11 protein-coding genes are annotated in these 13,321 nt (G+C 55.1%); 6 read left to right on the top strand and 5 right to left on the bottom strand.

Annotation, left to right across the window (positions count from 1 at the left end; all coding sequences use genetic code 11):
* Nucleotides 1-192 precede the first annotated feature (192 nt).
* The 4 genes from nuoM to uspA all read left to right on the top strand — a co-directional run bounded on the left by nuoM (nucleotide 193) and on the right by uspA (nucleotide 4,303).
* Nucleotides 193-1,713, top strand: a complete 1,521-nt coding sequence (gene nuoM / locus E0E17_RS00860) for an NADH-quinone oxidoreductase subunit M (RefSeq protein ID WP_130830852.1) — start codon at nucleotides 193-195, stop codon at nucleotides 1,711-1,713.
* 6 nt (nucleotides 1,714-1,719) lie between these two features.
* A complete protein-coding gene (gene nuoN, locus E0E17_RS00855) occupies nucleotides 1,720-3,177 on the top strand; it encodes an NADH-quinone oxidoreductase subunit NuoN (RefSeq protein ID WP_130830851.1) in 1,458 nt (485 codons plus the stop codon).
* A 118-nt stretch (nucleotides 3,178-3,295) separates the two neighbouring features.
* Complete coding sequence (locus E0E17_RS00850; RefSeq protein ID WP_130830850.1) at nucleotides 3,296-3,760, top strand: GNAT family N-acetyltransferase; 465 nt, start codon at nucleotides 3,296-3,298, stop codon at nucleotides 3,758-3,760.
* 102 nt (nucleotides 3,761-3,862) lie between these two features.
* Nucleotides 3,863-4,303: a universal stress protein UspA gene (gene uspA, locus E0E17_RS00845; RefSeq protein ID WP_130830849.1), complete on the top strand. Its 441-nt coding sequence runs from the start codon at nucleotides 3,863-3,865 to the stop codon at nucleotides 4,301-4,303.
* Nucleotides 4,304-4,349: 46 nt separating this feature from the next.
* Here the strand turns inward: uspA and E0E17_RS00840 are convergent, their stop codons facing one another.
* Entirely contained in the window at nucleotides 4,350-6,008 is a 1,659-nt protein-coding gene (locus tag E0E17_RS00840; protein WP_130830848.1) for a glucan biosynthesis protein D, read from the bottom strand.
* 304 nt (nucleotides 6,009-6,312) lie between these two features.
* Between E0E17_RS00840 and elaB the strand changes: the two genes are divergently transcribed.
* Together elaB and E0E17_RS00830 are read left to right on the top strand one after the other, a co-directional pair.
* A complete protein-coding gene (elaB, locus tag E0E17_RS00835; RefSeq protein ID WP_130830847.1) occupies nucleotides 6,313-6,630 on the top strand; it encodes a stress response protein ElaB in 318 nt (105 codons plus the stop codon).
* 219 nt (nucleotides 6,631-6,849) lie between these two features.
* Nucleotides 6,850-8,049 (top strand): nicotinamide mononucleotide deamidase-related protein YfaY, encoded by a 1,200-nt coding sequence (locus E0E17_RS00830; RefSeq protein WP_130830846.1) that lies wholly within the window; start codon nucleotides 6,850-6,852, stop codon nucleotides 8,047-8,049.
* A gap of 335 nt (nucleotides 8,050-8,384) precedes the next feature.
* On the opposite strand, the gene yfaE is transcribed toward E0E17_RS00830, so the two are convergent.
* From yfaE to ubiG, 4 genes are all read right to left on the bottom strand, one after another.
* The gene (gene yfaE, locus E0E17_RS00825) at nucleotides 8,385-8,645 is read right to left on the bottom strand and encodes a class I ribonucleotide reductase maintenance protein YfaE (RefSeq protein WP_130835419.1); all 261 of its coding nucleotides are present in this window, start codon (nucleotides 8,643-8,645) and stop codon (nucleotides 8,385-8,387) included.
* Between the two features lie 2 nt (nucleotides 8,646-8,647).
* On the bottom strand, nucleotides 8,648-9,778 hold the full coding sequence (nrdB, locus tag E0E17_RS00820) for a class Ia ribonucleoside-diphosphate reductase subunit beta (protein WP_130830845.1): 1,131 nt from the start codon (nucleotides 9,776-9,778) through the stop codon (nucleotides 8,648-8,650).
* A gap of 92 nt (nucleotides 9,779-9,870) precedes the next feature.
* On the bottom strand, nucleotides 9,871-12,156 hold the full coding sequence (nrdA, locus tag E0E17_RS00815) for a class 1a ribonucleoside-diphosphate reductase subunit alpha (RefSeq protein WP_130830844.1): 2,286 nt from the start codon (nucleotides 12,154-12,156) through the stop codon (nucleotides 9,871-9,873).
* A gap of 384 nt (nucleotides 12,157-12,540) precedes the next feature.
* The gene (gene ubiG / locus E0E17_RS00810; RefSeq protein ID WP_130830843.1) at nucleotides 12,541-13,269 is read right to left on the bottom strand and encodes a bifunctional 2-polyprenyl-6-hydroxyphenol methylase/3-demethylubiquinol 3-O-methyltransferase UbiG; all 729 of its coding nucleotides are present in this window, start codon (nucleotides 13,267-13,269) and stop codon (nucleotides 12,541-12,543) included.
* Nucleotides 13,270-13,321 lie beyond the last annotated feature (52 nt).

Below are 13,321 nucleotides of genomic sequence, written 5' to 3'. Positions count from 1 at the left end.
TCGCTATCCCAGTTTTAGAATGTCAAAAATTGCGTGAATCACGGGCAGTATCAGCATAATCCGTGTCGTGCCCGTCAGAGCAGAGCAGTCGAAACGTACAGCAGTATGTGAGGATTGTGAACACTGACGGGGCGTTACGGGTAAGCCAGATAATTCGCCCGAATTCAGGCAGAAAAAAGGGAACAAAACGCCGTGTTACTACCTTGGCTAATCATCATCCCCTTCGTCGGTGGCTTGCTCTGCTGGCTGGCTGAGCGCTTTGGCGCAAAAATGCCGCGCTGGATCGCCCTGATCACGATGGGGTTAACGCTGGCGCTTTCGTTGCAACTCTGGTTGCAGGGAGGCTATTCGCTGACGCAGTCTGAAGGGCTGCCGCAGTGGCAATCCACTTTCTCACTGCCATGGATCCCGCGTTTCGGTATCTGGTTCCATCTGGCGCTGGACGGTTTGTCACTGCTGATGGTGGTACTGACCGGTCTGCTGGGCCTGATGGCGGTACTCTGTTCCTGGAATGAAATCGATAAGTATCAGGGTTTTTTCCACCTCAACCTGATGTGGATCCTCGGTGGCGTGATCGGCGTGTTCCTTGCCATCGATATGTTCCTGTTCTTCTTCTTCTGGGAAATGATGCTGGTGCCGATGTACTTTCTCATCGCGCTCTGGGGTCATAAAGCCTCTGACGGTAAAACCCGTATTACCGCGGCCACCAAGTTCTTTATTTATACGCAGGCATCGGGCCTGGTGATGCTGATTGCGATTCTCGGCCTGGTGTTTGTGCACTACAATGCCACCGGCGTCTGGACCTTCAACTATGAAGAGCTGCTGAAAACGCCGATGTCGCGTACCGTTGAGTATCTGCTGATGCTCGGCTTCTTCATCGCCTTTGCGGTGAAAATGCCGGTGGTACCGCTGCATGGCTGGCTGCCGGATGCGCACAGTCAGGCACCGACCGCAGGTTCTGTTGACCTCGCCGGGATTCTGCTGAAAACTGCGGCGTATGGCTTGCTGCGCTTCAGCCTGCCGTTGTTCCCCAATGCTTCTGCCGAGTTCGCGCCTGTCGCGATGTGGCTGGGCGTCATCGGTATCTTCTACGGCGCCTGGATGGCATTTGCGCAGACTGATATCAAACGTCTGATCGCGTACACCTCCATCTCGCACATGGGCTTTGTGCTGATTGCCATCTACACTGGCAGCCAGCTGGCGTTCCAGGGCGCGGTGGTACAGATGATTGCTCACGGTCTCTCTGCCGCTGCGCTGTTTATCCTGTGCGGCCAGCTGTATGAGCGTTTGCATACACGTGATATGCGTCAGATGGGCGGTCTCTGGTCGCGCATCAAGTGGATTCCGGGTCTGTCACTCTTCTTTGCGGTAGCGAATCTCGGGATGCCGGGCACCGGTAACTTCGCCGGTGAGTTTATGATCCTGACGGGCAGCTTCCAGGTGGTGCCGGTTATTATCGTGATCGCTACCTTCGGTCTGGTGTTCGCGTCGGTTTACTCACTGATTATGATGCAGCGTGCTTACTACGGCGCGCCGACATCGCAGGATCCGCTGCCGGGCATGTCGGCACGTGAATTCCTGATCATCATGGTGCTGGTGGTTCTGCTGGTGTTGCTGGGCATCTACCCGCAGCCGATCCTGGACACCTCACATGCTGCAATGAGTAACATTCAGCAGTGGTTTACCGCTTCAATTTCAACTACAAGGCCGTAATTCGCCATGACAATAACTCCTCAACAATTGATTGCGTTGCTGCCCCTGTTGATCGTCGGATTGACGGTGGTGGTTGTAATGCTCTCCATTGCGTGGCGACGCAACCACTTTGTCAACGCCACGCTAACGGTGATTGGCCTTAACCTGGCGCTGCTGTCGCTCTGGTTTGTGGGTCAGGTTGGCGCGATGGATGTCACGCCGCTGCTGCGCGTCGATGCTTACTCGATGTTCTATATCGGGCTGGTAATGCTGGCGAGCCTCGCCACCTGCACCTTTGCTTATCCGTGGCTGACCGACTTCCCGGATAATACCGATGAGTTCTATCTGCTGGTGCTGATCGCTGCGCTGGGGGGCATCGTGCTGGCCAGCGCTAACCATCTGGCCTCGCTGTTTATCGGTGTTGAACTGCTTTCTCTGCCGCTGTTTGGTCTGATTGGCTACGCCTTTCGTCAGAAGCGTTCACTGGAAGCCGCGCTCAAGTACACCATTCTTTCTGCCGCCGCCTCGTCGTTCCTGCTGTTTGGTATCGCGCTGGTATATGCAGACTCTGGCAACCTGAGCTTTGTTGAACTGGGCAAAAGCCTCAATGACAGCATGATCCAACAGCCGCTGCTGCTGGTGGGCCTGGGCATGATGATTATCGGTCTCGGCTTTAAGCTGTCGCTGGTGCCATTCCACCTCTGGACGCCAGACGTTTATCAGGGTGCGCCCGCGCCGGTTTCCACCTTCCTGGCGACCGCCAGCAAAATTGCTATCTTTGCGGTGGTGATGCGTCTGTTTATGTATGCGCCGGTAACGGACAGTGAAGCGGTGCGTACCGTGCTGGCAGCTATCGCCTTTGTCTCCATCCTGTTCGGTAACCTGATGGCGATTTCTCAGAGCAGCATCAAGCGTCTGCTGGGTTATTCGTCTATCGCGCACCTGGGTTATCTGCTGGTGGCGCTGATTGCGGTGAAAACCCATCAGCTCTCGCTGGAAACCGCCGGTGTGTATCTGGCCGGTTATCTGTTCAGCAGCCTGGGTGCCTTCGGCGTGGTCAGCCTGATGTCCAGCCCTTACCGTGGGCCGGATGCCGACTCGCTTTACTCTTATCGCGGTCTGTTCTGGCATCGTCCGATTTTCTCGGCGGTGATGACGGTGATGATGCTGTCGCTGGCCGGTATCCCGATGACGCTGGGCTTTATTGGTAAGTTCTACGTGATTGCCTCGGGCGTGAATGCCGAACTCTGGTGGCTGACCGCTGCCGTGGTGATTGGTAGCGCCATCGGTCTTTACTACTATCTGCGCGTTACTGTGAGTCTCTACCTGAGTCCGCCAGAATTGCACACCCGTGATACCCCGGCAAACTGGGCCTTCACCGCCGGTGGGGTGGTGGTGTTAATTTCCGCCATCCTGGTGCTGCTGTTAGGGGTTTACCCGCAGCCGCTTATCGAGCTGGTGCGTATGGCGCAGCCGATGATGTAATCTCTCTGCGCTGACAGAAAAAATCAGGCCTGCGGGCCTGATTTTTTTTATCTTTCTGCCAGATAAAGGCGCGGTTATGCAGGATGATTAACAGGTGACAGGAGAAGAGGAGCGAACAATGCAGATTTGCTGGCAAGACTTACCCCAGTCTGAAATGGATGTGCAGACGCTGTATACGCTGCTGGCGTTGCGGAACAGGGTGTTTATCGTGGAACAAAATTGCCCTTATCAGGATCTCGACGGCCAGGATTTACAGGGTGAGAACCGGCATATTCTTGGCTGGCGCGAGGGCGAGCTTGTCGCCTGTGCGCGTATTTTAGCGCCTGAGCAGGGCACGGCCCCGGTGGCTATTGGTCGCGTGGTGGTCTCCTCACAGGCGCGTGGCCTGAATCTCGGTTACCGACTGATGGAGCAGGCGCTGATGAGCTGTGCGCAAAACTGGCCACAGCAGGATGTCTACCTCTCGGCCCAGGCACATCTGCAAGCCTTCTATCAGAAACTGGGCTTTCAGGCGCAGGGTGAGATCTATCTGGAAGATAATATTCCCCACATTGATATGTTACGTATTGCCGGAATGGAATAACGCGGGCTGAGAGCTTATTGTTTGTTCACATCAGGTATAAGCTGAGTGGTGAGGGTCAGGGAGACCCACTACAGTCCCGCACTCGTCAACGGGGGTTATACCATGGCTTATAAACATATTCTGGTTGCAGTAGACCTTTCTCCCGAGAGCCAGTTACTGGTGAAAAAAGCCGTTTCTCTGGCGCAACCTTACAAGGCTAATCTCTCTCTGATTCATGTAGATGTGAGTTATACCGAGCTCTATACCGGCCTGATTGACGCTAACCTCGGCTATACGCAAAAGCATGTTTCGCGGGAAAGTTATCTGGCCTTACAGACTTTTTCAGCGGCAGCCGACTATCCCGTCAGTGAAATCCTCAACGGGCGGGGCGATCTGGCTGAAGTGTTAGAGGATGCGGTCAAAAAATATGATGTTGATTTAGTGGTGTGTGGTCATCATCAGGATCTCTGGAGCAAGCTGATGTCTTCAGCGCGGCAGTTGATCAATACCCTGCATATCGACATCCTGATTGTGCCGTTGCGCGATGATGGCGATGAAAAGTAGCTGTTCATAAAAAACGGGCGAAGCCTGGTATGCTTCGCCCGTTTGTTCAGAGCGACGACATCTGCCGGTCGTCGACGTGTTTACGTTGCTCCGGTGGCGGCGGGAAATACTGATAGAGCCAGGTTTCACTGAGCGTTTCCTGCTGCGTGCGCAGGAACAGGCGCATATCCACCGGGCGGGTAGAATCGCTGTCCGGATACCAGTCGAACAGAATGCGGTAGCCTTTCAGCGGTTCGACATAGAGGATCTCAACCTGTTTGATGCTGCCGGCCGAGACGCTAATCACCGGCTCAATGCCTTTCGGGGCGGCAGCCTGCAGATCGCCGCCGATAAAATCGACCGCGAAGCGACGGCACCAGGTTTCCGGGAAATGTTCACCCGGTGCCCAGCCTTCCGGGAAGCCGCCAATACCGGTGCGTGTGGCATCCACGCGCGCCAGCTCGCTCCGTACCGGCGGCAGACCACTCCAGTAGAGTTTGTACTGGAAATGCAGTTCGCTGCCCGCTTTCACCGGCTCGGCGGGCTGCCAGAAGCAGACCACGTTATCGAGGGTTTCCCCGGTGGTGGGGATCTCCATCAGGTTAATCGCGCCTTTACCCCATTTTCCTACCGGCTCCACCCACAGGCTGGGTCGTTTGTCATACCAGCCGATGACATCCTGATAATCAGCGAAGTTGTGATTTAGCTGCAGCAGGCCGAAGCCGCGCGGGTTTTCATCCTGATAGGCGTTAAACTGGAGACGCTGCGGGTTATTCAACGGACGTGCAATCCATTCGCCTTCACCGGTCCACATCGCCAGACGATCGGAGTCATGAATCTGCGGATGATAGGTGTTGCACATGCGGCGTTCGTTGGTGCCGCAGCTGAACATGCTGGTCATAGGGGAGATGCCCAGCTGACGAATATCTTTGCGCGCGTAGAGGTGGTTTTCGACCTCCATGACCACGCGTTTCGGTTCACAATGAATAATAAATTTATAGGCGCCAGTTACGCTCGGACCATCCAGCAGCGCATAGACGGTAAAGGTGGTATCGGTCGCTTGCGGGGTTTCAAACCAGAAGGCGGTGAAGTCCGGAAATTCCTCGTGGCCGTTGCTGAAGGTGTTGACCGCGACGCCGCGGGCCGAGAGGCCATACTGATAAGTTTCATCTACAGCGCGGAAGTAGCTGGCGCCGAGAAACGAGACGATGTCACGGCGTGACAGTTCCGGCTTTTTAAAAGCGCGAAAACCGGCAAAGCCGAGATCGGTTTTTCCTTCCAGCTGGCGGGTATCTACATCGGTGTTGCTGTAGTTGAACAGCTCGGGGCGAAAATGGATTTCACGCGCCTCACGGCTGGCGGCATCGACAGAGAACATGCGGATACGACGTTTGAAGCCCATGCCAACGTGGAAGAACTGCACATCGAGTTCACGATCGGCCACGTTGTTCCATAAGGAGTGCCCGGCATCATACTGAATCGCGTTATAGGCCTGCGGTGTCATGGTGGCAAGGGTCGGCGGCAGTTCGCCCGGCGCACCGCCCCAGGGCTGTCTGGCCAGCGTGGCGGCCTGATTTTTCAGCACTTCAAAGTCGAAGCGCACTGCGGTGCCGTCGGCAATGCCATCTTCTGCCCAGGCGGACTGCGCAAACAGCGCGGATAAGCCAGCCATTCCGCTTACCGCGGAGAAAGCCATTGACGCTTTCATAAACATTCTTCGATTCATGCCAGAAATTTGTTCCTTAGCTGTTCGAGTTTATCGTGTCTGTCGTGCTTCCGCACAGGTTACAGGGGGATACGACAGCCGCACCGGGGAAAGATTCCGTTGTCTGGAAATTTAACAGATTAATCAAAGAAGCGAAGGAAAATTCCTCTTTTCCTCTTCTGCTCTGGCCTGTTTCAGGGCAGAGCGCGCGTCAGCGGTGCTAACCTGTCTGAAAATCAGGACATTCCTGGCAACCAGCAGGCGCAGATATCCGATTTCTGACTATAGTTAATGGACACGCTTGTCAGGCCTACGGAGGAAGCAAATGACGACACCAAACGAACCCCAGGAAAATGAACCGCGTCTGGATGACGATATCACCCTGCTGACCGATACGCTGGAAGAGGTATTAAAATCATCGGGCGATCCTGCCGATCAAAAGTATATTGAACTGAAAAAGAAAGCCGAGCAGGCGTTGCATGATGTGAAGTCGCGCGTCAGCCAGGCCTCAGATAGCTATTACTATCGGGCCAAAAATGCCGTTTATCGGGCGGATGATTATGTCCATGAAAAACCCTGGCAGGGGATTGGTATTGGCGCCACGGCAGGTCTGATTCTGGGTTTGCTGATGGCCCGGCGTTAAGGGTGATTTGATTACTGGCAGTCGCTGTTGTGCTGTCAGGCGTATACTAACGGTGGGAGGTCTGCCCGCCGTTGTTTTTTCTTTTATCTGCGCCCCTCTGTGAAGCTGTTTCGCATAAATGTTATCCCTCTCCCTTTTCCGCTACGCTTTTTACGCTGATCGTTGTGTTTCCTGCATCTGCTTCCTACAGTAAGGCGAACAGCTAATGGAGAATCAACAGTGATCAGAGTAGAGATGCTCTCAACGGGCGATGAGGTTTTGCACGGGCAGATTGTAGATACCAATGCGGCCTGGCTCGCCGACAGGCTGTTTCAGCACGGACTGCCCATGACCAGCCGTTCTACCGTCGGGGATAAGCTGGCGTCGCTGATAGAAGCGTTGCAAACGCGCAGTGAAGTGGCGGATGTGCTGATCGTCAACGGCGGGCTGGGGCCGACCAGTGACGATCTCAGTGCTCAGGCGGCAGCGCAGGCCTGCGGTGTGGATCTGGTGCTGCATGAAGAGTGGCTGGCGACCATGGAAGCCTGGTTTGCCGGGCGCGGACGCGCTATGGCGGCCAGCAACCGTAAGCAGGCGGAGATCCCGGCCAACGCCGAGCTGATCGATAATCCGGTAGGCACCGCCTGTGGATTCGCGCTGCGCCTGAATCGCTGCTGGATATTCTTTACGCCGGGCGTGCCTTCTGAATTTAAGGTGATGGTTGATCAGCAGATTATTCCGCGCCTGAAAGCGCATTTTAATTTGCCGGAGCCGCCGCTGTGTCTGCGTCTGACCACCTTTGGCCGCGGCGAAAGCGATCTTGCCGCCGAACTGGAGTCTGTTGCGCTGCCGGAAGGAGTGGTGATGGGTTACCGTTCCTCCATGCCGATTATTGAGATCAAGCTCACTGGTCCCGCCAGTCAGCGGGTTGCAATGGAGCAGGCATGGCAGCAGGTGCGTTTGCAGCTGGCGGAGTGCACGATTTTCGAGGGGACGGAAGGGTTGCCCGCGCTGCTGGCGCAGACCATGCAAGCGCGTGCCCTGCGACTGGCGATCAGTGAACAGTTCACTGCGGGGCTGCTGCAGTGGCAGCTGGCATCGGTAGCGGTGCCGCTGGCGCGCGGCGAAGTGGCACCTGCAACAGAGGAAGATCTCATCACCCAGGCCAGCCGTACCCATACGTTTGCGATGGAGCAGGGGGCTGCGCTGGGGATCAGTGTCGGTTCGCTGAACGCCGACGGAGAAATTGCGCTGGCGCTGCATACGCCAGAGGCGACCTGGGCACAGCGGGTAAAATTCAGTCACTCCCGTCATAACCTGCAAACCCGTCAGGAAGTCGTGGCGATGATGGCGATGAATATGCTGCAGCGCTGGCTGCAGGGCAGAGAGGTAACGACCGGCCACGGCTGGATCGAGGTGATGGAAACGGTCAGGATGTAAAAGTTAGGGGCATGGCGGAATGTTCGGTGCCTGGGCGGAAAAGGTTCGCCCGATCGCAAAGACGGCGTGAACACGTCCGTATGACCTCAGCCTCGCCATCCATGGCTCGGATGCTTTGCTTTTCGGGCGAACCTTCCCGCCTGAATGGCAGCGCCATAGCTGTCAGAAAGACCGCAGCGGAGTTGGCATAAGGAGAAGATGACGGGCAGTGGAGTACAGCATCCGCCGCAGGGATGCGGCGGCTGAGGCTACAGGGATGTATTCACGCCATCTTTACGGAGCTGCCCGTTATCTTCGACGAAAGCGGCGGTTTTTGGGTAACAACGTGCAGGATGTTACAAATCAATCTCAATATCCCCCTGCGCCGTACAGCAGCAGGGTAAAATCTCACCCTGTTGCACAAAGGCAAGGGGCATTTCTGCGTAGCTGACTTCCCCTTTTACCAGGCGCATACGGCAGGAGCCGCAGTAGCCTTCGCGGCACTGGAACTCGACGCAAAAGTTATGCGCTTCCAGAACCGACAGCAAGTTAGGGTGCTCCTCCGCCCACTCCAGCCGGTCGCCGGAGGTGCGGAGGATAACGAACGGGCGTGCCATCATCAGAGCTGGAAGCCGTTGAAATCGTCTTCGCCCACTTCAGAGTCGATCTGACCCACCAGATAGGAGCTCACTTCCACTTCCTGCGGTGCCACCTGAACGTTGTCCGACACCAGCCAGGCGTTGATCCACGGGATCGGGTTGGAACGCGTCTGGAACGGCAGATCGAGGCCCACGGCCTGCATACGAATATTGGTAATGTACTCGATATACTGGCAGAGAATATCCTTGTTCAGACCGATCATTGAGCCATCGCGGAACAGATATTCTGCCCACTCTTTTTCCTGAATAGCGGCTTTCCTGAACAGCTCAAAACACTCTTCACGACACTCTTCCGCAATCTCTTTCATCTCCGGATCGTCTTCACCGCTACGCATCAGGTTTAGCATATGCTGAGTGCCGGTCAGGTGCAGCGCTTCGTCACGGGCGATCAGACGGATAATTTTCGCGTTGCCTTCCATCAGCTCGCGCTCGGCAAAGGCGAAAGAGCAGGCGAAGCTGACGTAGAAACGAATCGCTTCCAGCGCGTTCACGCTCATCAGGCAGAGATAGAGCTGCTTCTTCAGCGCGCGTACGCTGACGGTCACTTCTTTGCCATTGACCTGATGGGTGCCTTCGCCCAGCAGATGCCAGTAGTTGGTCATCTCAATCAGGTCATCGTAATAGGCGGAGATATCCTGCGCACGCTTCAGAATCTGCTCATTGGTCACGATATCGTCAAACACCAGCGACGGATCGTTCACAATGTTACGAATGATATGGGTATAAGAGCGCGAGTGGATGGTCTCGGAAAACGCCCAGGTCTCAACCCAGGTCTCCAGCTCCGGAATCGAAATCAACGGCAGCAGCGCCACGTTCGGGCTACGGCCCTGAATGGAATCCAGCAGCGTCTGATATTTCAGGTTGCTGATAAAAATATGCTTTTCATGTTCCGGCAGCGCCTGATAGTCGATACGGTCGCGAGACACATCCACCTCTTCCGGGCGCCAGAAGAAAGAGAGCTGCTTTTCAATCAGCTTTTCAAAAATATCGTATTTTTGCTGATCGAAGCGCGCCACGTTGACGGACTGGCCAAAGAACATCGGCTCTTTAAGCTGATCGTTTTTGTTTTGTGAGAAAGTGGTATAAGCCATAACAAAGCGTCCAGAAGTAAAGGGGCCGAATAAATTCGGCCCTTACGGGTTAGCACAAGGGCGAAGCGGCTTCGCCCCGTTGTGAAACGTCGTTAAATTTTGCAGGCACCGCTCTCGCAGCCATCATCCTGAATGGACGGGGCCAGGTCGTCCTGCGCATCCTCTGCACCATCACGGGTGTTCTGGTAATAGAGGGTTTTCACGCCGAACTTATAAGCGGTCAGCAAATCTTTCAGCAGCTGCTTCATCGGCACTTTACCGTTGGCAAAGCGTGACGGATCGTAGTTGGTGTTAGACGAAATCGCCTGGTCGATAAACTTCTGCATCAGACCCACCAGCTGCAGATAGCCGTCGTTGGAAGGCATGTCCCACAGCAGCTCATACTGATCTTTCAGACGTTCATACTCCGGCACCACCTGACGCAGGATGCCATCTTTTGAAGCTTTAATGCTGATATGACCGCGCGGCGGCTCAATACCGTTGGTGGCGTTAGAGATCTGCGAAGAGGTCTCCGACGGCATCAGGGCAGAAAGCGTTGAGTTACGCAGGCCGTGCGTTTTAATCTGCTCACGCAGGCCTTCCCAGTCGAGATGCAGCGGTTCGTTACAGATAGTATCGAGATCCTTTTTATAGGTATCGATCGGCAGAATGCCCTGGGCGTAAGTGGTTTCATTAAACCACGGGCAGGCACCTTGCTCTTTCGCCAGTTCATTCGACGCCTTCAGCAGATAATACTGAATCGCTTCGAAAGTCTTATGGGTCAGGCTGTTGGCGCTGCCATCAGAGTAACGTACGCCATTTTTCGCCAGGTAATAGGCGAAGTTAATCACGCCAATACCCAGGGTACGGCGCCCCATGGCACCGCGTTTCGCGGCCGGAATCGGGTAATCCTGATAGTCGAGCAGGGCGTCCAGCGCACGTACCGCCAGGGTCGCCAGCTCTTCCAGATCGTCGAGGCTGTCGATAGCGCCCAGGTTGAAAGCAGAAAGCGTACAGAGCGCAATCTCGCCGCTCTCGTCATTCACATCGTTCAGCGGTTTGGTCGGCAGCGCAATCTCCAGACAGAGGTTGGACTGACGTACCGGCGCGATGCTGGCATCAAACGGACTGTGCGTATTGCAGTGGTCGACGTTCTGGATATAGATACGACCGGTTGAGGCGCGCTCCTGCATCATCAGTGAGAAAAGATCGACGGCCTTCACACGCTGCTTGCGGATGCTCTCATCCTGCTCATATTGGGTGTACAGACGCTCAAACTCTTCCTGATCGGCAAAGAAGGCATCATACAGGCCCGGGACGTCAGACGGACTGAACAGGGTAATATCTTCCCCTTTCAGCAGGCGTTGATACATCAGCTTGTTCAGCTGCACGCCGTAGTCCATATGACGCACGCGGTTGCCTTCCACGCCACGGTTGTTTTTCAACACCAGCAGACTTTCCACTTCCAGATGCCACATCGGGTAAAACAGGGTGGCGGCTCCGCCACGCACACCGCCCTGCGAGCAGGATTTCACCGCGGTCTGGAAGTGCTTATAGAACGGGATACAGCCGGTATGGAAAGCTTCGCCGCCACGGATCGGACTGCCCAGGGCGCGAATGCGGCCTGCGTTGATGCCGATACCGGCGCGCTGGGAAACATATTTCACAATGGCGCTGGAGGTGGCGTTAATGGAATCCAGGCTGTCGCCGCACTCGATCAACACGCATGAGCTGAACTGACGCGTCGGGGTGCGCACGCCAGACATAATCGGCGTCGGCAACGAAATCTTAAAGGTTGAGATCGCATCATAGAAACGCTTGATGTAATCCATACGCGTAGCGCGCGGATAGCCGGAGAACAGGCAGGCCGCCACCAGAATATAGAGGAACTGCGCGCTCTCATAGATATCGCCGGTGACGCGGTTTTGTACCAGATACTTACCTTCCAGCTGCTTCACCGCTGCATAGGAGAAGTTCATGTCGCGCCAGTGGTCGATAAAGCTGTCCATCTGCTCGAACTCTTCCTGACTGTAGTCTTCCAGCAGATGGCGATCATATTTGCCCATGTCAACCATGCGCACCACCTGATCGTAAAGCTTCGGCGGCTCAAACTGCCCATAGGCTTTCTTACGCAGGTGGAAAATCGCCAGGCGAGCAGCAAGATATTGATAGTCCGGGGCGTCGCGGGAGATAAGGTCTGCTGCGGCCTTAATGATGGTCTCATGGATGTCTGAGGTCTTGATGCCATCATAGAACTGAATGTGCGAACGCAGCTCCACCTGAGAGACAGAGACGTTATTCAGCCCTTCGGCGGCCCAATCCAGTACCCGATGAATTTTATCGAGATTAATGCGCTCCTGGCGGCCATCGCGTTTAGTAACGAGCAGACTTTGGTTCATGTCGCGTTTTTACCTTGCGTGAGTATCCGTAAATTAAAGGAAACCCCGATTTATGCACAGCATATTCATTGTGAATAATGTTGTGGATAAACACTATATATAGGGGATTCAGGAAAAAAATATACTACATGGTGAGTATTCTAGTGTGATTGCAGCGGTTCACAACCCCCAAAATTGTGGTCCGGAGGGCTTGCTTTTTTTGCGATATTTCTTAAGCCCGCATCCCGTAAGGCGCTCAACTCTGTCAACGGGCAGAACAAAAAAATCAATTTTTTGATCGATCGCTGATTTTTCGCGCAGCGACTTTTCGTGCTGCGCAGAGAACCGCCAGGCCGGGAGCGGGGAGGGCGGGAAAGCGCGATGCGTTTCCCGCAGCAGGACGGGTTAAGATTTTACCGCGCGCGTATGCACCATATAGTTCACGTCAACGCCTGGCGCTAAACGGAACTTGTTGGTCAGCGGGTTGTAGTGCAGACCGATCATATGTTGTTCACGTAGCGACGTCTCGTCGACCCAGCCGAGCAGCTCAGAGGGACGAATAAACTTTTTGATGTCATGGGTGCCGCGCGGCACCATGCGCAACAGATATTCCGCGCCGAAGATCGCCAGCAGCCAGGCTTTCGGATTGCGGTTCAGAGTCGAGAAAAAGACCTCGCCTCCCGGTTTCGCCAGCCGGGCGCAGGCGTGTACCACCGAACGCGGATCGGGCACATGCTCCAGCATCTCCATACAGGTGACAATATCATAGACGCCGGGGTGCTGGTCGGCATGCTCTTCGACGGTCTGCTGAATATAGTCGAGCGTCACGCCGCTCTCCTGGGCATGCAGACGCGCCACCGCCAGCGGTTCCGCCCCCATATCGAGACCGGTGACGTTCGCGCCTTCACGCGCCATGCTTTCCGCCAGAATGCCGCCGCCGCAGCCCACATCCAGCACTTTCTTGCCGAACAGACCGTTACTGTGCTGCGCGATATAGCCGAGGCGCAGCGGATTAATACGGTGTAAAGGTTTAAATTCACCTTCCAGATCCCACCAGCGTGAAGCCACAGCTTCAAACTTGGCGATCTCCTGGTTGTCAACGTTCTGACGGCTCTCCTGAGGTTGTGCATTCATTGAATTGCTACTCCTGACAAAATTTCTCCTGAGTATATACGTTTAACGCCGG

The sequence above is a fragment of the [Erwinia] mediterraneensis genome (assembly GCF_900604315.1).
In the GTDB taxonomy this organism is placed as follows: Bacteria; Pseudomonadota; Gammaproteobacteria; order Enterobacterales; family Enterobacteriaceae; genus Pantoea; species Pantoea mediterraneensis_A.
Note: the sequence above shows the minus strand (reverse complement) of the source record. Positions and strands in the feature narration are given on the sequence as shown.

Bases quoted from the DNA above. Each gene is read 5' to 3' on its own strand.
- E0E17_RS00840 (WP_130830848.1), bottom strand. From the start codon at position 6,008: ATGAATCGAAGAATGTTTATGAAAGCGTCAATGGCTTTCTCCGCGGTA.
- uspA (WP_130830849.1), top strand. From the start codon at position 3,863: ATGGCTTATAAACATATTCTGGTTGCAGTAGACCTTTCTCCCGAGAGC.
- nuoN (WP_130830851.1), top strand. From the start codon at position 1,720: ATGACAATAACTCCTCAACAATTGATTGCGTTGCTGCCCCTGTTGATC.
- nrdB (WP_130830845.1), bottom strand. From the start codon at position 9,778: ATGGCTTATACCACTTTCTCACAAAACAAAAACGATCAGCTTAAAGAG.
- ubiG (WP_130830843.1), bottom strand. From the start codon at position 13,269: ATGAATGCACAACCTCAGGAGAGCCGTCAGAACGTTGACAACCAGGAG.
- yfaE (WP_130835419.1), bottom strand. From the start codon at position 8,645: ATGGCACGCCCGTTCGTTATCCTCCGCACCTCCGGCGACCGGCTGGAG.
- elaB (WP_130830847.1), top strand. From the start codon at position 6,313: ATGACGACACCAAACGAACCCCAGGAAAATGAACCGCGTCTGGATGAC.
- E0E17_RS00850 (WP_130830850.1), top strand. From the start codon at position 3,296: ATGCAGATTTGCTGGCAAGACTTACCCCAGTCTGAAATGGATGTGCAG.
- nrdA (WP_130830844.1), bottom strand. From the start codon at position 12,156: ATGAACCAAAGTCTGCTCGTTACTAAACGCGATGGCCGCCAGGAGCGC.